The sequence below is a fragment of the Companilactobacillus heilongjiangensis genome, assembly GCF_000831645.3.
Classification (GTDB): Bacteria; Bacillota; Bacilli; order Lactobacillales; family Lactobacillaceae; genus Companilactobacillus; species Companilactobacillus heilongjiangensis.
The window spans coordinates 2,058,688-2,081,348 of the sequence record NZ_CP012559.1; the positions used below are offsets into that span (position 1 = coordinate 2,058,688).

The window sequence follows — 22,661 nt, forward strand, 5'->3', positions numbered from 1 at the left end:
AACTTTATTGGTAGAATCAAAGTAATCACACCACTGATCAAAACTATCGCAGTCTTGGTAAAAGTGATTCACGATTGCTTCTACTAATTATCAAAAGGAGAACCTATTGCAGTGGATTCTTTTTATTTTTAACCTCAAAATCAATCTTCAATCATATTTAGCCCTTTAAAATCAGATATCCAAATAACTTGTTAGCCAAGAATCACCACAATTATTTTGCACGTTCTTTAACTCAGCAACAAGGAAATCAGTAGCGCGCAAAGTGTTTTCATTTCTAAGAAACAAAAAAAGAGCTATGAAACCAATTTAATAGGCTTTCTAGCTCTTCGTCTGTTTCTTTAAACTACTTAGTATGCCGTGTGCAGGAGTCGAACCTGTGACCGCCGGTTTACGATACCGATGCTCTACCAACTGAGCTAACACGGCTTAATAAAAAAATTACACCTAATTCCTATGAACTAGAAACTAGATGTAATTTATTTGACACCTAGGTAAATCCTAAGTATTTTCAACTCCGGTTGTCAGACTCGAACTGACGACAACCTGATTAACAGTCAGGTGCTCTACCAACTGAGCTAAACCGGAATAATTTAACAGCTCTTTAACAGAACTATTAAATTTTATCAATTTATAGACTTGAGGTCAATAACTATTTGGCATTTTCTTTAGTAATTTTTGTTACGCCACCCATGTATGGAACCAATACATCAGGAATAGTTACAGAACCGTCTTCGTTTTGATAATTTTCAAGGATTGCAGCAACTGTACGACCAGCAGCAAGACCTGAACCGTTCAATGTGTGAGCCAACTTAGTCTTACCATTTTCGTCACGATATCTAATGTGAGCACGACGAGCTTGGAAATCAAGACAGTTAGAACAACTTGAAACTTCACGATACTTGTCTTGGGCAGGCATCCAAACTTCAAGGTCATAAGTCTTAGCTGAACTGAAACTGGCATCCCCACTTGAAAGCACGATAACGTGATATGGAAGTCCCAATTGTTTCAAAATGTTTTCTGCATTAGCAGTTAATTTTTCTAGTTCATTGTATGATTCTTCAGGTTTTGAAACTTTAACCATTTCAACCTTATTAAATTGGTGCATTCTGATCAAACCACGAGTATCACGACCAGCTGAACCTGCTTCAGAACGGAAACATGGTGTCAAAGCTGTAACATACTTAGGCAAATCTTTTTCATCCAAAATCTTATCAGCAAAGTAGTTTGTCAAAGGAACTTCGGCTGTAGGAATCAATGTCAAAGGATTTTCGTCAACTGTAACGGTATAAACATCTTCAGTAAACTTAGGGAATTGACTTGTACCAAACATGGCGTTGTTGTTAACCAAGTATGGAGGGATTACTTCGGTGTAACCTTCCTTTTGGTGTTGATCCAACATGAAGTTATAAACGGCACGTTCTAGGCGAGCACCCATTCCGATATAGTAAACGAAACGTGAACCGGCAACTTTAGTAGCTTGTTCAAAATCCAAGATACCTAGTTCTTCACCGATATCCCAGTGGTGACGAGGTTTGAAACCTTCTGTAGGAATAGCACCAACTTTTCTGATTTCAACGTTTGTGCTGTCGTCAGGACCAACAGGAACAGAATCATCAGGAATGTTAGGTAGACGAACTAAGATATAGTTCATTTTGCCTTCTGCTTCTTCAAGTTCAGCATCGATTTTCTTGATATCAGCACCGACCTGTTTCATAGCAGCGATTTCGTCACTAGCGTCTTCCTTGTTGCGTTTCTTCATAGCGATACCTTGAGAAACATCGTTACGCTTCTTTTTCAAAGTTTCAGTTTGAACAAGTAAATCACGACGTTTTTCATCGTATGAAAGTAATTCATCGATTTCGTCAGCTGTTACGCCACGTGATGATAGTTTGTTCTTGATGAAATCAGGATCTTTTCTGATTAGTTTGATGTCTAACATGTGTTTTTTCTCTCCCTTTGTTTTTTACAGTTAAATATGCCGTCTCCAGAGCTGAGTACTAAATTAATAGACTAGCTATTAAAATACTTCGGTGGCGTTGTTTAACTTGGTTAATGCGTTACTTATGAATCTTTAACCTTGCCTGAGTTATATAGGCAGTGGCTCTGAAACGAGCTACACAAGGGCAACTCCCTCCGCTTTTCATAGATAAGTAAATCACACGCAAAATCGGCGTGCAATTCACTTATCTACGAAAATGCTCAGGAGCTAACCGCCCTTGTTCCGCTCTCTGCAATAAAACGAGTTCCACAGGCCAATTTCTTCCGCTTTTCATAGGTTCGTAAATCGCCCGCTAAGTTCGGCGTGCAATTCACGAACCTACGAAAATGCTCGGAAATTCCCGGGCCTGCTCCACTCTCTGATACAAAAAAATGGCCGAATCATTCCCAATAAAGGGACGAATCGACCATTCGCGGTACCACCCAGTTTCAGCGTATATCAAATACACTGCACTTTCAGATTTTATCGGATCAAACCGAACGGCATTACCCGTCACCAGAATGCTGGAATAAAAACCATAACGATTTACACCAACCATCGTCTCTCTGAAAGGTTTTGTGAGTAGGCACTCTCTTAGCTTTTATATTTATTATGCATGGCGCTAGTTTACAATCCATTACAAACATTTCGTCCAATTATTACCGATTAACTAGTCGGAAGAGCTGAGAAATATTTGTGTGCCGTGGTAGTGGTATAAGTACGGGAGGAATCTCCCGTACTTATACCACCGGGCGTGTTTGGAGACTTGACGAACTGTGTCAAGGCTTCAAACCGAGGTTCGAGACCGCTCTTTGGCTCGGACCGGTCCGCACAGCTTGAGAATATTTCCCAGCTCTGTAGACGGAATACTTAACTAACACCACATATATTCTTTGTTTATCATAATTTAATTTCTAATAAATTTCAACTAGTAGTGGCCACCATTTTTGGTTGCTTTGACATCGATATCCTCTAGCTTGATGAACTTGGTCTTATATCTGACCTTATAGTAAATCCAGCAGATGAAGAGAATAATCAAACCACTGTAACTGATCAACAGACGGCCAATGTTGAAGTTAACCATTGAACGGACGTCTTGACCAAGGATAATAATAATACCTAAAACGATTGCCAATAAAGGTCCGAATGGGAACCATTTTGCTTTATACTTCAAATCATCTAAATCATAGCCTTTATATATGTAGGCTTTTCTGAAACGATAATGTGAGAAAGCAATTCCCAACCATGCGATAAAGCCGGTCAATCCCGAAGCTGCAACTAGTAATTCGTAGAATGAATCACCGTACAAACTTGTGAACAGGGCAATACCACCGACCAAAGCCGTCAATAATAGTGAAAATACTGGCACACCACGTCCATTAGTTCTTTGGAAAGCCTTTGGTGCCATGCCATTTTTACTCATTGACCAAAGCATACGACTAGCAGCGTACAAACCTGAGTTAGCAGCCGAAATAACTGAAGTTAAGATAACCGCGTTCATGATACCAGCAGCTAGTGGAATACCAACTTTTTTGAAAACAATCGTAAATGGACTGATAGCAATATCGCCAGCGCCTGAACCTAGCAAGTTAGGACTTGTATAAGGAATCAAGGCACCGATAACGGCGATTGACAAAATATAGAATAATAAAATTCTCCAGAAGACTTGCTTGATAGCCTTTGGAATACTCTTTTCAGGAGTAGCTGATTCACCGGCTGTAATACCGATCAACTCAGTCCCTTGAAACGAGAACCCAGCAACAACGAAGACGCTTAGGATTGCCGGCACGCCCCCAACAAATGGAGCATGTTTATACGTATAGTTTGAAAGTCCAACGGAACCATGTCCGCCTAAAATACCCATAATAGTTAAAACACCACAGATCAAAAAGATAATTACGGCAGTAACTTTAATTGATGACAACCAATATTCTGTTTCACCAAATGAACCAACCGAAATGAAATTGATAATCAGGAGCACAATCATGAACGTCAAACTGACTTTCCACGACGACAAACCTGGGAACCAATACTTAACAACTAAAGAAATAGTGGAGAGATCAACCGCCAAAGTAATCGCCCAGTTGAACCAGTAATTCCAACCTAGCGCAAAACCGAAGGCAGGATCAATAAATTTTGTAGCATATGTTGCAAAAGACCCAGAAACTGGCATATAAGTTGCCATCTCTCCCAAACTAGTCATCAGGAAGTAAACCATAATACCGATAGCCACATAAGCTATCAAGGCACCCCCCGGACCTGCTGTTGAAATTGAAGAACCACTCGCAACGAACAAGCCGGTACCGATTGAGCCACCTAGCGCAATCATCGACAAGTGACGAGTCTTCAACGACCTATTCACATCATTATTTTCCATCTTTCATTCCCCTTTTTGGACATAAAAAAAATCCTTATTATCAGAGGAACTACCGACAATAAGGATTATAATTATCCCATTAATCAATAGCTCAACGCGTTGAGAGGGCGTAGAACAACGGGAACTTCCGTGGATTTACCTAGCTTAGCGAATTGCGCACGATTTTGTGCGTGATTTGCTAAGCGTAGTAAACCACAGGAAGTTGTTGTTCGAAGCCCGTTTTGAAACACGACAGTCTACTGCCTATTAAGCAATAGCCCAATCAAATTACCAAGTAGGGATAATTGATTTCGGCAAACTTTCCTTTCATATTTTTTCAAAGTACCCTATCCGCACTCCAAAATACTAATAATAAAGATTGCACCTCTATCTGATTACAAAACATTATAAATAAATGTTAAGATAGTAGCAAGTAGTGTTTCGTATATTATTAAATTAATTTAACGTTACCGGGGGAAGACAAATGTTGGAGCAAATTTTCTTAGTTAAGCAAGATGTCGAGAAATACCGCATGCTTACTGTTATTAAATCATTACCTCCTCGTGAAGTAAATTTAAGTAACATTAGTAGTAGACTAGAATTCACATACCAGAAAACTTACAATATTTTCCAAGCACTGCTGGAAGACTTAGCTGATGTCACTCCCGATATTGACCCCGCCGATACTAAAATCGAGTCAATTGACTTCACTAAGATTTCAATCGATACTTACCGGCTATATCTGGTTAAAAATTCGATTGTTTTCCAAGCTTTCAACTATGGTTTAACCAGTGCTAATCCTTCGTTTGAGAGTTTTAGTAATGAACATTTCACTAGTAAATCTACCCTTAACCGTCGGATGTCACAATTTCGTGCTTTCTTAAAAAACTTTGGTCTCAAGATCTCCAACTCGACACTCGAAATCAAAGGAAATGAAAAAAATATTCGTTGGATGGCATACTATGTCTATTGGTACACATACCATGGTCAAGAATGGCCATTCAGCCTAATTCAAGAGAATTCCATCGACCAAATTATTGGACGTACTGGGATTACTTTTAACAATCCTATCGTGCATTTCCAACTTAAATATTATCTGGCAATCTCTCGGATTCGTTTAATTAAACGTAATTATATCGAAGATTTGCCATACTATAGCGATGTCTTTGGCGACCAAAATCTTGGTGAAGATATTTTGACCCATGAAGATTACCCAATCGTACCTGTCAAAGCTTTGGATAATGAAAATAAATTGGTCAATCTATTCAGAAAGACTGCCTTTCAACCAAGTGATACCGCCTTTGAGCAACCAATCAATGCCAACGCCAGAATTAATCCTAAGTTCTATGCGCTCGTTTATCACTTTATAGATTTCTTAAAGGAACACTATCACGACGATATGACGGTCTACCATGATCAGCGGACTCTGAAGCATATCATGACTTATGTAACACGTGACGTTGTCTTCTATTACATCATGGCACCATATTCTCTGATGCATTTGGATACCATGTACATGAGCGATTCCGAGCAGACGTATACTGACCTTTACAAAGATATTTATACATTCTTCTCCAACATCGATCAAAATGAATTCCCTGGAATTTATAATGCGGCCGAGCTGATTTCGAGAAATCTGTTCCAAGTCTTGCCAAGTTATATTTCCACCATTCGTGCGGAAGATATTATCAAAGTTAAAGTCTTAATCGATCCAGGCAATCAGGCTGCCGAAGTTGTCTTGAGAAATATCAGAACCCTCGCCTTCGTGGAAATTGTTCCTAATGAATAATTCGAGGACGTTGATGTTTTGATTACATCGTTGGATGTCTTGCCATTGGATATTGAAAAGAAGAAGTATCCTGAAGATTTGAAAGTCATTTCATGGGATATTTCATCAGTTCGTCCAGATTATATTTGGTTATTGATTCAATTAAATCAGATTTATGTCCGCAAATTGAAGAACAAAATTGAAAGTAGTAAAAAGAAAAAAGTCTTATAAAAGCTTGATATAAAAGGCATTTGAAATCATTTTTGATTTTAAATGTCTTTTTTTGTTGCATTTTAAAACTAGAGAACTATAATCGTATTTGTAAATTGATAGTGAGTACTCACTATCACACAAAGGAGGATTTTATTATGTTTACAACAATATTTTGGATTTTAGCAATTTGGTTTATCGTCAATGTTATTTGGATGTGGTTTAAGACCGACGACCAAAACTTCCAGAAAGCTTTTGCTTGGATCAATGTAGTTGCAGTTATCGTGGGATTTTGGGTTTACTTCGGCGTTGCCAAAGTTAGTGGCATCGACACATGGTTCAATGTTTTGAACTACGTCAACATCGTTCTTGCCATTATTCAATTCTACTTTGGCTACAGAAATAACAGTTCTATGAAACATGCATAAAGAAATTTTTTAGTTTTACCTCTTGAGTTCCATTTAGGATAGAATGGAACTGGGTCCGTCTCCGGTTACGAGGAGATTTCAGCCTGCTATGAGACCGGCTCGAGCCAGAGTACGGTCTCGACCCTCGATTTTGAGTCTCGCATAAAACCGCGAGTCTCAAAAATCGTCCGGTGTTGTAAGAGCTAAAGCTCTTACAACACCTCCACAGCTAGCTGAATCTCCTCGCAACCTCCGACTAATGTATTATGGATATGCAGTGTTATTGTTATACTAGTAGTCCAAAGCAAATCGGAAGAAATGAGAATATTCTCATTTCTAGAGACAAAATAATTAATATAAGAGGCAAACATATGGATAACCAATTTGATCTTTATCTCGAAGCAGAAAAAACTGAAAAACTGACACCGAAGCAAAAATTGATTTTCCAATCGGCCATTGATCTCTTCTCGATTCGTGGCTATGCCAATACCTCGACCAAAGAAATTTCTGAACATGCAGGCGTTTCTGAAGGCAGCATTTTTCGTAAATTTAAGAATAAAGAAGAATTATTGATGGCTATTTTGACACCATTGACTCAAAAAATTCTACCCCAAGATTTGAATCAGTTTTCTCAAACAGCTTATCAAAATGGCAATCTCAATTTGAAATATTTCTTGAACTCGATGATTAATGATCGCATCGGCCTCTTTAAGTACAACCATAAGATAATGAAGATTTTTTTAAATGAGTTTATCTACGATCAGGAAATCCATGACCGTTTGATTGAGAGCATTCCTAAAAAATCCTTTAAACAGTTCAATGAGGTGTTGGATGAACTGAAGAGCAAACATTTACTGATTGATTGGGACAATCTTGAAATCTTCAGATTCATCGCCTCAAATATTTTAGGATACTTGATTCAACATTATATTATCGTTGACCCTAATAAGTGGGACGAAACTTTAGAAATCAACCACGTTACTGATTTTATCGTTAGGGGTTTGACTCCTAATAAATAGTTTATCTAAAATAGAATCACTTCCGTTAGAATTACCTCTGTACATAATAAAAGCGTTGGAATCTTTTTATAAAGACTCCAGCGCTTTTTTAGTATTCTTGAACTTTATCAGCACTAACAAATTCATTGGTTGCGACACGATAATATTTAGAATTATTTATGTAAATATATCTATCTGTATACCAGCCGCTATTTGCTTGCAATGCACGATCAGTTACATTCTTGCCGTCCGCTGTCACCAAACCAGCAACTGAACCGGTATTTACAAGTACATTGGAATCATGATTGTAATAAATATAAACATCGTCAGCTTTTGCCCATTGGTTCGTAGCCACACGATAATATTTATCATTGTTCAAAGTCATTGTTTCATCAGTGAACCAATCACTACCTAGAACAAGTTTTCTATCTGTTAATTGACTGCCTTCATCATCGTATAGTTGAACTTCTGGTCTGTCATTGTATGTGCCTAAGGTTCCTTCGATACCTTCGACTGTACGATTTGCTTCTGAACTGTTGCTTGAATTTGAGGATGAACCACCACCATTATTGTTGATTACTGGTGCATCACTGGGTTCCGGTTTATATATCAGTGTAGTAACATACTTGTATCCTGACATAAAATCGATATATTCCGGCTGCTGAGGAAGCAATTCATTAGCTAACTCAGTAATAAATGCCCGACCGTAGAATAGCAAGGAATTTGAATCCCCAACGGACATTCCATTTATCAATGAGTCACTAATATCTTCGGATATTGAATCTTCTCCAAAAGGTTTATATAATATATTGCTACAAGGGACTATTTTGTCATCAGAAGTAATTATTTTTCTATCATTCGATATTTTTTTTAATTCATCATCAAGATTTGTTTCCTTATACCTTGATCCTACTCCAACCAAAATATCATGTGGCTTTCCACCTACAATCACACCATCCGTATTCTTCTCAATAACCTCAAACGTTATTAGATTTTTTGGAACTTTAATTTTGATAATTCCATTTGCATCAGCTGGGGTTGGGATAATTTCCGGTTGATAACCCGTATAGTAACCATCAAATGAAACACCTTCTGGTAAAGTATAACTGCTTAAAGGCGGAATCATATCGTACTCTCTATATGGATCTTCCTGGTATGTAATTCCTGGAGAAAATAATTTTGTAGGATCATCCTCTGCAACATATTCTACTTGAAACTTTATGGGTGCAACTTCATAAACCCATTTCCAAGTAACCAAACTGTTCTTATCAAGATTTCCAGAATACATTTTTACTAATTGCTTCGATGTTTTTATTGTACCGACCGGAACATTATCGTCATTAGAACTAATGGCTTGCCATGCTACCGGTTTTGTATTTCCAATAGCAGGTCCATCGACTCCTAAATCATTTACTACATGGGTTCCATCATTTCCCACAATATATAAAACATTTCTACCCGATAACGTAATTTCATTCATATTCCGGTTACCCCTTAAAAAGTTTGATATCCTCTGGGTACCGTACATATCGAGATTAGATATATCCAATGATGCAAATTTAGGACTATCAGAAAATGTATCGGAGAACATAGAATTAAAATTCAGCTTTGATTTATCCTGAACATTTGTTGAATTAATATAATTAAGCGGCAAGCTCAATGTTTCCAACCGCTGATCTCCTGCAAACATCCCAAAGAAATCAACTCCGTCTGACCATTTCCAATTCGAAATATCTAAAGTATTTAAATTATCGTCTCCATTAAACATATTAGAGAAATCTTCCACGTTAGAAACATCCAAATTGTTTAAATTCAAACTCGTTAAACTTGAACAATCAGAAAATAAGAAACTCATATCAATTGTATTTTTAGTATTTATTTTTTCTAGACCATCGATTTCTGTCATAGCACTAAATCCATCAAACATCCCAGAAAAATGTTCTCCGGCAATAATATCTCCATTAATTGAAACTTTGGTGATTGCTTTTTTCTCTGAGTCAGACCAAGGTACACTTGAATTACCCATATTATCGTCAGTTATATTGTTTAATGTACCGCCTTCAATATTCAAAACATCACCGTTGATACTCCAAGGAACCCCAAGACTATTGTCTGTATGCATATCACTACCATCAGACTCTTTTTCCCTTTCTTGGTCTAATGCCGCTGCATCATCTGAGCTATTGCTTTCCTGTGAGTCATCATTGCTGATACTAGGTACATCCTGATTATTTGGGATATCTCCATTACCTGTATCAACTGGTCCTGTTGGAATCATAGCTTTAGTTTTATCTTGATCATCAGGTTGTGTACTAGATTGACCAACTATTGGAGATCCGTCTTCAGAACTAGATTGACCACTAGTGTCCTTTTCATCTGTTAAACTTGCTTGTCCATCAGGTTCTGCTTTAATTTCTGAACCCGAAGAATCAACAGAGCTATCTCCCGATTCAGTATCAGCTTGGGATTGGATCATTGAATCGGGCTTTGAAATAGATTGACTAACCGGTGACATATTATTAACACTGTCAGCTTTAACAACTGTTGACTGAGATACGCCAAATAAAGCTAGTCCACTCATCAGACCTAAAGTGGATTTAACTACCCAACTAGTACCACTTTTATATAATTTCTTTTTTAATATTACGTTTGAACTTCTTTTTAATTGTTGAAATCTCAATTATTTCACCCTCTTATTCGAGTTCATTGTACACCCTTTCACAATTATTATTATCATTAACTTAAACATCAATTTATAAAAAAACTCGAGTAAATTTTCATCTACTCGAATTTTCTTTTTAGTATTCTTGAACTTTATCAGCACTAACAAATTCATTGGTTGCGACACGATAATATTTAGAATTATTTATGTAAATATATCTATCTGTATACCAGCCGCTATTTGCTTGCAATGCACGATCAGTTACCGGCTTACCACCTGCTGTAACCAAACTAGCAATCGAATCTGAATTTACCAATACATTAGCAGCATGACCATGGTAAATATAAACATCATCAGCTTTAGCCCATTGATTTGTAGCTAAACGATAGTATTTATCACCATTTAAAGTCCTAGTTTCATCAGTGAACCAATCACTGCTTGGAGCCAACTTTCTATCAGTTAATTCCGTACCAGAATCATCGTATAATTTGACTTCTGGAGAATCATTATAGGTGCCTAAAGTTCCATTGATACTTTCTGGTTCATTGTTCTCAGGTTTAACTTCATTCGAACTGGAACTGGAGTGGGAACCAGAGCTGGTATTATTATTATTTTCTTCAGGTTCATATAATATGTGAAAAATATACTTCATTCCAGAAAGACTTTCATCTACCGACCCAAGCGCCTCAACATAAGTTCTCACGAACATTCTAATATTGGATTTCACTTCACTTATCGGAACATTGTCATTTAATTTGGACACTTCCTTAAGCATACCGTCATCAATCGGTATTGATCCACCTAATTCTGGACCATATTGTACTTGTTCAAGCGAACTATACTCACTAATAGAGGAGGTAGCACCTTCGGAATACATAATCATTTCTCTGTCTTCAGGAAAGTCCTTAAGTTCTTTCGAGTAATCTATCCCCGTATTACCAGTTTTTCCAATCGGAATATAGAATGTATGGGACTTATTTTCCGTACCTGCCGTATTTGTTTCAATTACCTGTATAGTAACCTGCTTTTTAGGTATTGGAATCAATGCCACACCTTCGTCATCCTTAGTCAGGAAAAACCTGCCATCGTATCCAGTGTAATAATCATCCAATGAAATATTACTTGGTACTTTTGATGCATCAAAATGCGTTTTAAAATAAGTATATGGTGGCTGAGTTGTATATTCTTCATCCGTATAGAAAACTTTTGAATGATCATCTTCGGCAACATATCTTGCCTTAAATTTCATAGGTAATTCATAATCCCATTTCCATGTTATCTTACTATGAACGTCCAACGATCCATTATACATATTTCGTAACATGTCAGTAGCTTTTACATCCCCCACCTTAATTTTTGCATCATCAGATTTAGTTGCAATCCATGCAACAGCTATTGGTACAGAACTTGAGTTTAAATCATTATCTTGGGAATCATAATATATAGAAGGATTATTCATAATAGAGCGTGCCAGATTGGTTTGAGGCGCTAAAGTTAGTTCTTGTAAATTCTTCTCATCATAAAGTAGCTCATTGATATTTTCTGGATTAACTCCTGCCATATCGATATTTGATATATCCAATGACGTCAATACGTAATTTCTACTGAACATCTTTCTAAACATGAGTTTAGATTTATCAGAAACACTTGTAGAATTAATACTTTTGGGTAATATCAAACTCTCCAGATTCATTGCACCGTCAAACATTTCTTTAAAATTACTTCCCATAATCCAATTCCAATTAGAAATATCCAATCTCTTCAGGTTGCTGTTAATAAGAAACATTTCTGAAAAGTTTTCGACATTGGATACATCCCAATTATTTAAATCCTGTTCGCCAATATTTCCAGAATTTCTAAATAAGTAACTCATATCCACTGTGTTGGATGTATCCAGATTATCCAATCCTGTAAATTGGTTAACATTACTAAAGTCAGCAAACAAACCTGAAGCACTCTTCCCAGCGATAACTTTTTTTGTAATTCGAATCGTTGTAACTTGGCTCTTATCAATGCCACTCGTAATCCATGGATTCTTAATATCACTAGGTTCTGAATTTTCCCCCTGAATATACGTAGTATCTTTCAATGTCCCACCATTGATTGTCAAAGTAGTTCCATCTTCACTGAGGTTATAATCAATTCCCCAGTCAGTGGAATCAGCTGGGGCTTCATTACTGGAAACATCATCAGTTTCTGAGTGTTCTACAGGTTGGGCCATATTATTTTCTGGCTTATTTGATGAATTATCTGGTTCCCCTTCTTCTATAACTGGTTCCTTTGTCTCAATATCAGAGGTCACGTCACCCTTATCTGGAATCCCCTTTTCTTGTGGTACATCAGCATTCTGACCACTAGCATCTTCTTTAGTTTGTTCAGGTTGAGTAGCTGGATCAGCATTCACATCTTTGTCATCATTCTGCGGCTGTTCAACTGATTCCGAAGTAGCTTGGCTAACTGGTGTCAAATCAGTTGTATCAGCTTGAACAGTAGTTAATTGAGACACGCCAAATAAAGCTAGTCCACTTGCCAAACTCAAAGTCGACTTTACTATCCAATTCCTACCACTTTTATACATTTTTTTCTTTAATATAGCGTTTGAATATCTTTTTAATTGCTGAAATCTCAATTCCCACACCTCCTGTTTATACACATTGTACACCCTTACATAATTATGTATATACAGAATTTGTGAAATAATTAATTTATTTTAAATTAAAAACGTCAATAATCATTTCTGATTATTGACGTTTTTTTAATATTCTTGAACTTTATCGACACTAACAAATTCGTTGGTAGCAACTCGATAATATTTTTCACCGTTGATATAAGTGTATCTATCAGTATACCAGCCACTGCCTCCTTGCAATGCACGATCAGTAACATCCTTACCTTGCGATGTAACTAGTCTAGCAATTGAGTCTTTATTCACAAGGACGTTAGCTGCTTTTGGATAGTAAATATAGACATCGTCAGCTTTAGCCCACAAGTCAGTTGCGACACGATAATACTTAACACCCTTTAGTGTCATCAAATTATCAGTGTACCAATCGCTGCTAGGTGCTAATTTGCGGTCTTTGACAATATCGCCATTGTCATAGTAAAGTTGGACATCTGAGTTATTCTTGTGGGTTCCAATTCTTTCTTCAATACCTTTGATTTCCCGGTCTACAGTTGTTGTAGAAGAACTGCCACCGGAATTGGTATTTTTATCAGGTTCATAGAAGGCGTAAAAATCCACTTTCATTCCTTCATAGAAGGTAGGTATAGTTCCCTCTACCTCATCTACAAGACTATTAGCAAGTCCTTGAATTATATCACTATAGCTACTGTAATCGGTTAATTTCAGATTTGTTAAAAGATCTTCAGTAATATTCATTGGATTACCCAAAAAAACAAAATAACTTTTACTTTTATCAAAAGTATCGGGTGGAGTATCAGGATCAACAAGAATCAACTTTTTATTCTTTAATACATCTAACTGACCTTTAAAATTAACTTTTCCATCAACAATATCATTATTTGACATAATGATATCCCTTGGGACACGCTTACCATTTTCATATACAACAAATTTAATTACTGCTTTCGGAATTTTAACGTTAATAGATTTTCCATCTATATCCTTAGTTAAAATGATCGACTCTGGCTTAAATTGTATCGCATGACCACTATCTGTCGATCCAATTGTTCCTAAAGCTGCTGGTTTAAATTCTGAAAAAGGTAAAACTTTATCACCACTAGTTATCTCTCTTGTTGTAATAAGAGAACCATCATCTTCATCAACATATCGAACGGTGAAATTCATATATGGCAATTCATTCCAGGTCCATGTTGCCACTTCACTATCCTTTTTATCATCTCCAACATACATATCCATCAAATCATCGTTACTAGCATTCACACTGGAATCACCATTCTTCTTCCATCCAGCGACCCCTTGATTTTCATCATCAATAACTGAATATTTAGGATCCAGTCCAGCTTTTGTCAAATTATTCATGGACGACAATATCAAAGTTGAAACGGATTCCGCCGAATTAAGTAAATTATCAACTTTATCTGTTTTAGACATATCTAATCCTGATAAATTAAGTGATTTCACCGCTTTATCATAGTGGAACATATTTGAAAAATCGCTATCAGACTTACCCGAACTTAATCCAGTTGGTAAATCTATAGTTTCTAGCTTCTCACAAAATTCAAACATACTCTTAAAATTTGTTCCGGCTGGCCATTTCCAGCTAGATAAATCGATTCCTGTCAACTCATGATTTTGTAAAAACATGTTGGAGAAATCAGTTACCTTGTCCGTTTGAAGCTTACTTACATCAATAGTTTTCAAATTATTACAATCGGCAAATGCATAACTCATGTCTGTTACGTTCGATGTATCAAGCTTATCCAATCCATCAATCTCCTCAACGTTAACAAACTCTTTAAATAATCCAGAAATATCCTCTCCAGCAGTTATATTGCCGGTAATTTCAATCTTTTTGACATCCAGTAAATTCAGATCACCCCACTGTGTTGTATTACGAGGGTCGTCATAACCATAATAGTGAGTATTATCTAAATTTCCGCCTGAAATTTGGAGTGTGTCACCAGAGAATTTCCAATCGACACCCCAATTACCTGAAATTTCACCAGTAGGTTCATTTTCCTTTGTTACTGTTTTTGGAGTTATTTCAGAACTACTCGGTTGTTCAGTAGTATCTGTAGTGGCTTGAGTGACGGTTGATTGAGAAACACCAAATAAAGCTAATCCGCCCACTAACCCCAAAGCAGACTTAACTATCCAATTCTTAATACTTTCCTTTCTTAAAATATTATTCGTTGACCTTTTTACTTGTTGAAATCTCAAAATCTTCACCTCCTAGGTAGGCTTATTGTACACCCTTTCACAATGATATTTATATAAAGATGTAATAAAAAAGAGCACCAAAACGTTCTTTCCTATAAACAAATCAAAAAAAAACGATAAATCCCTAATAATACAGGAATTTATCGCTTTTCAAATTAAATTTATTTTTTATGACGTGAAGATCTACTTTCACCATCATTGCCAGAACGGCTAGTTTTATTAGGATTATCGGGTTTCTTTGGCAATCTCAAATTCATCTTACCACGGCCACCCTTAGGTCCATCGCCTTTATTACGTTGTGAATAATAGAGATACATCCACACGACGACCCCGAGCAACACAATGATTCCGATAATAATACCGATCCACTGCTTATTATGCGACTGTGGTTTAGGTCTGGCCGCATCATTAACGTTTTCGACTTGGCGTTGCTTGACCGTAATCGTATAGTTAAATTCTTTGGCAAAGCCACTCTCATTCTTCAACGAAATATGTGCTTTATATGTTCCAGCATCTAATTTCTTAATCGGAATGAAGTAGTCGAATTGCGAATTAGGAGCGAACTGAAGGTTATCTGCGGAGTAGTTGGTAACTTTACTACCATTGGTTATTTCGGCCTTCAAGGACACCTTATTGACGTTTATCGGTGCTGTATTGTCTAACTTGTAAGCAATACCAGTTGAACCCGCAACTGCCTTAGGAGCAGCTGAAGTTAAATGCATGTCTGGCATAACTCCATCATCTTTAGAACGGAGTACGACGCCTTTAACATAACGAACCTGATTCTTAATATTGATATTCTTAGACTTAGTTGGGCTGACTGATGCAGTCGTTGTAACACCACCTAAGATAATACCGGCATATTCAGAACTAGGTGATTTAACTTTAAACTCAACCGTCTTATTTTCACCATTTGCCAAAGTGACAACTTTTTTACGCTTACCTTCAACGAGAGATGTCAGAGATGGCAATTTAGACTTGTACAGCTTCGTGTTGTACTTATCGTAACCAATTACACCAGAGTCGGCAGTATAGGCGTTGTTGACCTCGGCAGTGACCGTAATGGGCTTACTACCAGTGTTAGCAATCAAAACCTTGAGCGTTTGCTCTTTATTAGGCGTAACTTTCAAGTCAAAATAAGATTCGTCTTTGTTAACTTGATTATCTGGCAAAATTGCTTGAATAGCATAGGATTTGTCAGGTGCAGCTTTTACCGTGGTTGCGAATGGCAAAAGTGTTGTGATCAATAGTAATAACGCTGAAAAAAATACAATAAATTTTTTCTTCATACTTTTTAACTCCTACCTGAATACCAAATGGCCCAGAAAATAAGGAAAATAATCGATACTAGGACACAGACAATCAGAATGTACGTTGTGGTCTTGTTGTAAATCAGACCCTTACAACGCTTGTTGATGTTGTTAGCTTGGTCTTGCGTAATCGTGTAAGTCTTGTGGAAAGTCCAAGTTGCTTTACCACTGCGAGCCGCACCTTTTACTACATAGGTTCCGGCCTTGATTGGGGTGGTATTTTGATCAAAGTCTACTGGAATTTTAGAATTGGGAGCTACTTTGGGATAAGTTAGGTCGGCAGTCATAGTTTTGTCACCTAAGTTAAACCTATCTAACCAGCTCTTACGTTTTACAGTCATGTGGACTATTACGTTTTTCATCAAACCAGGTTCTTTATTTTGAAGATTAACAATTATATGTGGTTGTTTCTGAATAACATCCAGACCTAAATTATGAAGCGTTACGATCCCTCCAACAGCCTTATTGGAACCAGTAATCCATACCGGTATATCCGCGTTACCACCAACACTCTTACTAATATCGTAAATATTAAAACCACCCAAAATAAGATTATCAACCTCACCTTCAGGCAATTTCACTTTAAAAGAGACATCTTTTGTTTTATTGGTTTTCACTAAAACAGTTTGAGATTTAGTCATATCAGCAAAAGCATATTTTAATCCATATTGTCCAGACTTAACATTATCGGTATATACAATCTTTCCATCCATTGATGTCGTTGCGTTGGTGGGAACAATCTTCAAACGAACATTTCTAATACCAAAATTAGCGATAGAGATTCTCAATGTTCTGGTAGCATTCGGTTTCCCTATTATTTGAAATCGATCTGTTATATCTGAATCACCTATAAGTGGTGTAACTGTAACTCCATCAATGTCAGCCTTGGCAGTTTGAGGAATCATTATAAAACCAATAAATGCGAAGACCAACATTGATATTACATATACAATTTTCTTATTCATAATTATCCTCTAAATATCACTTCTACCATCTATAATACTAAAAAAGCCGTCCCAAGTCTTGGAACAGCTCAATTTAATTATTTATTAACGACGACGTCTTCTAGTTGTATTACCACCGTTATTATTCATATTGTTTCCATTGTTACCATTATTCTTATTGTTGTTTCTCTTACCTAAGTAGACGCCCAATCCTAAGATAATAGCTAATGCAAGAATTGCTAATAAAATATATAGCCATAGATAATTTGGTTTGATACCGGCTAATTTATTGTACTTAGCAGCATCATTATTTGTAATTGTAAAGTCTTTATTTAAAGTCCATGATTTTAGACCACCCGGAGCTTTATAAACCATCTTCAAGTGATAATCACCGGCCTGTAAACGTTTCTTACCCCAAGAAATTTGATAATTGTAGTTGCTTGTAGGAGCTATCTCTTGAGTAGACGATGTATTAGTAATTTTAAAACTCTTATCACCTTTCTTTGTCACAACAGCCTTTGAACTTAAAACACCTGTATATGAGTTTGAAGAATTATGAACATTGGCTTGTACACCAGGTTTTAAACCATCTGATGCTGAAACGGTTCCTGGTCTTACAGCAGTGATAGAATACTTAGCCTCATCACTATCTGCATCCTTTTGATGTATTTGAATAGGGATTGAATAACTAAATTTATTTTTAATCAAAGTACCATTTGAACTAACGGTTCCTTTTGCCTTTTCCTTATATGGATAGACGGTAACCCCACCCATTATTGTTCCTTTAAAGGCTTTCTTTGGAATAGTAATCTTGAAAGCAATTGTCGCATTGGTTTTACCCGGAACAGTAAATTCTTGTTTTCTAGGCGAAGCAGTATTGGCAGTTTGAATCTTCAATGACGGATCAGTAACTTTGGACTTATCATACTCTAACTGACCAGCATCATTTGTATAAGCAGTATTTACCATATACATAAACTTTCTGGTATTACTTGCCTTATTAAGAACCATAAGTTGCAAAGTTGCTTCTTGACCAGGAGTTCCGGTTACCATATAGCTTCCAGACCCTATGTTAACAGTATCTGATCCGCCCATTGGTTTCAAAAGATACTCACCTGAAACAGCTTTAACATCAATTGCCCCTGTCATTGCACCAGAGATTGTCGCAAATAAGAGCATAAAAAATAATATTAATTTATTTCGTTTCCACTTCATAAACTAAACCCTCCAAAAAACAATATGTTTTATACATACACATTATAAAATAAAAACCACTACACGAGTAGTGGTTTTATAGTTGCTATTAAATTAAATTTAAATCAATTAATTATGCAACTGTTGGAGTTGTCTTCAATGTCCATGTAATAGGAGCATTCAATGATTTAACGGCAGCTGATGAATTGTCTAGTCCTGAAGGAATTAACAAATTAGCACCTGCTTTACCACTAGTTGCCTTATCAGCAGCATTAAACGTAGCAAGGTATTGACCATCTTTGTATGATGAACCATCTGCTGTAGAAACATTCATAACTGACTTAGCAGTACTATCCTTTGCAGCTGTAGCTGAAGTCAACTCAGCAGCTTGTGTACTCAATTTTTCACCAGCAGCATTTGAGATAGTGTTTTGACCATCTGAGATTGGTTGTGCTAATAAGTTCAATGTAAATGCAGAGTCTCCTGCGATAGGTTGAGCTGATGCATCAACAAATTGTCCTAATTTAGCTGTTAGGCTGAATCCAGTGGCACCTGTTGCGCCTTCTGATCCATTTGAAATTTGACGTGATTCAAGAACCGATAGACTACCATCAGCATTACCATCAACACTCTTAGCGTCTTCTGGTCTTGTGTTATCAACTAAATCCTTTTTTTGTCCTGATACTGCTGTACCAAAATTGAAGTCTGGAACTTGGTCAAGTACTAAGACACCTGTTACAACTTTAACAGCTGCATTTGATGTAGCACTTGCAGTACCATCATTGGCACCATCTTTACTATCCATAGCAATTGCTAATTGTCCATTATCTGGATTGTTTAAATTACCGATATTGTATTCTGCCTTAGGTGTAACGGCACCTGTTGATGCATTAATATCTGCTGTTGATGTAGCAGCTTGTGCTGTCATTGCTGGTGCAACTGCTCCTAAAACCATTCCTGATACTGCTAGTGATCCTACTAGAACATTTCTTGATAATTTCATGATATATCCTCCCTGATATAGAAAATTATTTTTTTGTTTTTGTCTTTCTTGATTACAATTAGATAATAACAAATTTTACAAGCTGTACATTTCATTATTTGTAAAAGTTATTTATCAGAATTGAATCATTTTGAAACTTGTAAGAACTTCAAGCTTTTCCGGAGCTTGTAACCATAAAAAGCGAATAGACCAATCAGAATCGTAAAACCAGTTATGATTAATCCGGTGTCATGTGCATCACCCGTTTGTGGATATGTCGACATGTTGTTAATTTCTACTGAAGGTTGAAAATTAGTATTTACCTTCTTAGCTTCAGTACCAGTACTAGTACCGGTATTATCACTATTTAGTAAAACTGATCCATTGGAGCCACCGCCACCATCAAGGCCTGAATCATCTGTGGCCTTGGAGGCGACAACCGCAACCGGTGCTGACCTATCAGCGCCACCTCCAGTCGAACTGTTGGATTCAGCGATTACATGTGTAAAGCTAAATCCTCCAATCACACCCAACAATATAACGGCAATTGCGAAGAAACCGACTACTCGCTTTTTGACTGTGAGACTTTTTCTAGTTCTCATTTTTCTCTTCATATAAAAAACCTCTCATCAAAAGTCTTGTCTGTTTTCTCCTTACGCTTTGTATAATACCATCTGTCTACCCCCTAACTAATCCGAAATAGTTAAGAATTTTTTACGAGAAGTGAATCACTTCTTGAGCAAGTAGTATTTGACCAAATTGTGTTGCCCCGTGTATGGAAGCGCTTGATCAGCTTCATACATATACTTGAAATCGAAGTTTTCTAGCAAATTCTGTGGTACGGGATTTTCCTTCTCCGTGGAAGCCCAGATTTCAGTTAACTGTAAGTCCGTAAACCCGTAGTTAATCATCATCTCAACGGCCTCTTTGGCATATCCCTGATGACGAAACTTCCTATCTACTACAAAACCCATCTCACGTGTAAGCAACAGTTCCGTTGATTCACCGCGTTTATTCAACTCAATTATTCCTATCATCTTGTTGTTACCGGACAAAGCGATGGCGTAGGATCCATCCCTTCTGCAGTACATATCAAGGAGATCACGACCAAAGTCTACATCCTCGGTATATTCTAGTCCAGCTAATTTATGGTTATTTTTGTCCTGTACCAATTCCAAAAATTGTTCTAAGTCTGACATTTCAAAATTACGAATTACGATGTTTTTTCCAATTAACTTCATGACATTTCCTCATAATAACTTATTTTCCAATCTAATTTCTGGGGTTTTATTTTGCGGTACTTTATAATATATGCATAATGCTTTTAGTTCAAATATGAAAGGGTGATTTTGTATGGATTTAGATTTTAAAGGCGACACAATTACAACTTATGGCGACCCATTGACTGTTGGTGAAACATTCCCCGACTTTACTGTGCTTGATAAGGATAATAACGTGGTCAAATTGAGCAGTCTGCTTGATAAGCCAGTTTTGATCAGTGTTGTGCCAGATATCAACACACGTGTCTGCAGCATTCAAACCAAGCACTTCAATGAAGAAGTTGCCGGTCATGCTGAAATCAATTTCGTAACTATCTCAACTAATACACCAGAAGAACAAGCTAACTGGTGTGCAGCTGAAGGTGTCGAAAATATGCAAATGCTATCTGACATGGATCATGACTTTGGTAAGAAGTCTAAGATTTGGATCAGAGACCGCAATATCTTGGCTCGTTCCGTTTGGGTAGTCGATAAGAATGGCGAAATCATCTATTCCGAAATCGTCCCAGTTCAATCAGATGAACCAAGCTATGACCGTGTACTTGGTCAATTGAACGAATTAATAAAATAGGCGGCCGTCTCCAGGGATAAGAACATTCACCTGCTATGCGGACCGGTCCGAGCCACAGTACGGTCTCGAACCTCGATTTTGAGCTTCGCAAAGTACGCGAATCTCAAAACTCGCCCGGTGGTGTAAGAGCTAAAGCTCTAACGCCACACCCACAGCGGGTAACTGTTCTCATCCCTTCCGACTAATTTAATACAAAATTATTGTAATTAAAAAGACAAGAGTTTTCTTGTCTTTTTTATTTTGCTCTAATTATCATATTACTATTGATTAATCGTAGCCACTTAGATATTAAAATTCTCGAATTACCTTCTACGATGCTTTACAAAGGTCATGAAATGCAGAATACATGCTAATAATACGAAGAAAATTATCGTAAAGCTGCCATAGTTCAGCCAAAAATTACCCGCAATCCAAGTTTTCAGAGGAATCTGAATCCCCATCGTAATCAATGCCATCACAGCAATCATCAAGAATAATTGAATATATCTTTTCACAGTTGAGTCATCCTTTATCTTTCGAACCGAGATCTTTTTAGCGCATTTTTGACACAGTTCCTTCTTATTATTAGGAATAGTTTTCATGCCAAAAGTATTAGGCAGCACAATTTCTCCAACTTTTATCACACCAGCAGCCGACATGACCCGATCAATCGTCTTCAAAGACTCGTCTGTGACACCGGTTAGAAAGTTTTCTATCGTCGAAACATAACAAGAAGTGATGCTGAGATAATGTTTATTTTTAAACTGCCCCGGAATCGTATCGCCATTTTCCTTAAAATAAACTAGCTTCGGACGTATACAATCAAAAAAGTTCTTCATAACTCCAGATAATTCCCGAAAATACGTCGGTGCAGCTAAAACCCAAACATCACTCTCGGCCATCTTTTCAGCCAATTCATCCAGAACCAAGTTTTTCTCATGATATTTGTGTGGCGTAATATCATAATTTTCCAAATAAATTGTTTCAGTCTCAACGCCAGCATCAACATTTTTCAAAACTTCATCCAGCATTTGAGCGTTGAGCCCATGTTCCTGGTGCGAGCCAAGTATCCCTAAAATTTTCATATGTACAATCCACCCCTATCTAACTAAATATGCCGTCTCCAGAGCTGAGAACATTCATATTGATGTTAATTTA

17 protein-coding genes, 2 tRNA genes and 1 riboswitch are annotated in these 22,661 nt (G+C 37.0%); of the genes, 5 read left to right on the forward strand and 14 right to left on the reverse strand.

All coding sequences use genetic code 11. From position 1 onward, the window contains the following. Positions 1–353: 353 nt before the first annotated feature. From JP39_RS09220 to JP39_RS09240, 4 genes are all read right to left on the reverse strand, one after another. A tRNA-Thr gene (locus tag JP39_RS09220) sits at positions 354–426 on the reverse strand. An 86-nt stretch (positions 427–512) separates the two neighbouring features. Beyond that, positions 513–585: transfer RNA gene (locus JP39_RS09225), tRNA-Asn, on the reverse strand. Between the two features lie 64 nt (positions 586–649). Next, positions 650–1,939 carry a serine--tRNA ligase gene (gene serS / locus JP39_RS09230; protein WP_041501498.1) on the reverse strand — a complete coding sequence of 430 codons (1,290 nt, stop codon included), beginning with the start codon at positions 1,937–1,939 and terminating at the stop codon, positions 650–652. A gap of 967 nt (positions 1,940–2,906) precedes the next feature. Continuing rightward, entirely contained in the window at positions 2,907–4,355 is a 1,449-nt protein-coding gene (locus tag JP39_RS09240; protein ID WP_041501496.1) for an amino acid permease, read from the reverse strand. A gap of 205 nt (positions 4,356–4,560) precedes the next feature. Further along, positions 4,561–4,732: riboswitch (Lysine riboswitch) on the reverse strand. An 86-nt stretch (positions 4,733–4,818) separates the two neighbouring features. On the opposite strand from JP39_RS09240, the gene JP39_RS09245 reads away from it, so the two are divergent. The 4 genes from JP39_RS09245 (at position 4,819) to JP39_RS09260 (ending at position 7,738) form a co-directional block, all read left to right on the forward strand. Next, positions 4,819–6,123, forward strand: a complete 1,305-nt coding sequence (locus JP39_RS09245) for a helix-turn-helix domain-containing protein (protein WP_048699356.1) — start codon at positions 4,819–4,821, stop codon at positions 6,121–6,123. A gap of 18 nt (positions 6,124–6,141) precedes the next feature. Next, positions 6,142–6,333, forward strand: a complete 192-nt coding sequence (locus JP39_RS09250) for a hypothetical protein (RefSeq protein WP_048699358.1) — start codon at positions 6,142–6,144, stop codon at positions 6,331–6,333. Between the two features lie 137 nt (positions 6,334–6,470). Continuing rightward, the gene (locus JP39_RS09255; RefSeq protein WP_041501495.1) at positions 6,471–6,740 is read left to right on the forward strand and encodes a hypothetical protein; all 270 of its coding nucleotides are present in this window, start codon (positions 6,471–6,473) and stop codon (positions 6,738–6,740) included. Positions 6,741–7,090: 350 nt separating this feature from the next. Then, the gene (locus JP39_RS09260) at positions 7,091–7,738 is read left to right on the forward strand and encodes a TetR/AcrR family transcriptional regulator (RefSeq protein WP_041501494.1); all 648 of its coding nucleotides are present in this window, start codon (positions 7,091–7,093) and stop codon (positions 7,736–7,738) included. Between the two features lie 88 nt (positions 7,739–7,826). Here JP39_RS09260 and JP39_RS09265 read toward each other — a convergent pair whose 3' ends face one another. The 9 genes from JP39_RS09265 to JP39_RS09305 all read right to left on the reverse strand — a co-directional run bounded on the left by JP39_RS09265 (position 7,827) and on the right by JP39_RS09305 (position 20,914). Continuing rightward, positions 7,827–10,397 (reverse strand): BspA family leucine-rich repeat surface protein, encoded by a 2,571-nt coding sequence (locus JP39_RS09265; protein ID WP_041501493.1) that lies wholly within the window; start codon positions 10,395–10,397, stop codon positions 7,827–7,829. Between the two features lie 118 nt (positions 10,398–10,515). Continuing rightward, the gene (locus JP39_RS09270) at positions 10,516–13,008 is read right to left on the reverse strand and encodes a BspA family leucine-rich repeat surface protein (RefSeq protein WP_053856742.1); all 2,493 of its coding nucleotides are present in this window, start codon (positions 13,006–13,008) and stop codon (positions 10,516–10,518) included. A 126-nt stretch (positions 13,009–13,134) separates the two neighbouring features. Continuing rightward, the gene (locus tag JP39_RS09275) at positions 13,135–15,243 is read right to left on the reverse strand and encodes a BspA family leucine-rich repeat surface protein (RefSeq protein WP_041501491.1); all 2,109 of its coding nucleotides are present in this window, start codon (positions 15,241–15,243) and stop codon (positions 13,135–13,137) included. Positions 15,244–15,404: 161 nt separating this feature from the next. Continuing rightward, complete coding sequence (locus tag JP39_RS09280; protein WP_041501490.1) at positions 15,405–16,532, reverse strand: DUF916 domain-containing protein; 1,128 nt, start codon at positions 16,530–16,532, stop codon at positions 15,405–15,407. Positions 16,533–16,537: 5 nt separating this feature from the next. Beyond that, positions 16,538–17,518, reverse strand: a complete 981-nt coding sequence (locus JP39_RS09285; RefSeq protein ID WP_041501489.1) for a WxL protein peptidoglycan domain-containing protein — start codon at positions 17,516–17,518, stop codon at positions 16,538–16,540. Positions 17,519–17,602: 84 nt separating this feature from the next. Continuing rightward, entirely contained in the window at positions 17,603–18,712 is a 1,110-nt protein-coding gene (locus tag JP39_RS09290) for a DUF3324 domain-containing protein (RefSeq protein ID WP_041501488.1), read from the reverse strand. Positions 18,713–18,824: 112 nt separating this feature from the next. Then, on the reverse strand, positions 18,825–19,694 hold the full coding sequence (locus JP39_RS09295) for a WxL domain-containing protein (protein WP_041501487.1): 870 nt from the start codon (positions 19,692–19,694) through the stop codon (positions 18,825–18,827). 125 nt (positions 19,695–19,819) lie between these two features. After that, positions 19,820–20,287, reverse strand: coding sequence for an LPXTG cell wall anchor domain-containing protein (locus JP39_RS09300; RefSeq protein WP_041501486.1), 468 nt, complete (start codon positions 20,285–20,287; stop codon positions 19,820–19,822). A 114-nt stretch (positions 20,288–20,401) separates the two neighbouring features. Beyond that, a complete protein-coding gene (locus JP39_RS09305; protein ID WP_041501485.1) occupies positions 20,402–20,914 on the reverse strand; it encodes a GNAT family N-acetyltransferase in 513 nt (170 codons plus the stop codon). A gap of 112 nt (positions 20,915–21,026) precedes the next feature. On the opposite strand from JP39_RS09305, the gene tpx reads away from it, so the two are divergent. Next, entirely contained in the window at positions 21,027–21,524 is a 498-nt protein-coding gene (gene tpx / locus JP39_RS09310; protein ID WP_041501484.1) for a thiol peroxidase, read from the forward strand. A 302-nt stretch (positions 21,525–21,826) separates the two neighbouring features. On the opposite strand, the gene JP39_RS09315 is transcribed toward tpx, so the two are convergent. Next, the gene (locus tag JP39_RS09315; RefSeq protein WP_041501483.1) at positions 21,827–22,588 is read right to left on the reverse strand and encodes a flavodoxin family protein; all 762 of its coding nucleotides are present in this window, start codon (positions 22,586–22,588) and stop codon (positions 21,827–21,829) included. Positions 22,589–22,661 lie beyond the last annotated feature (73 nt).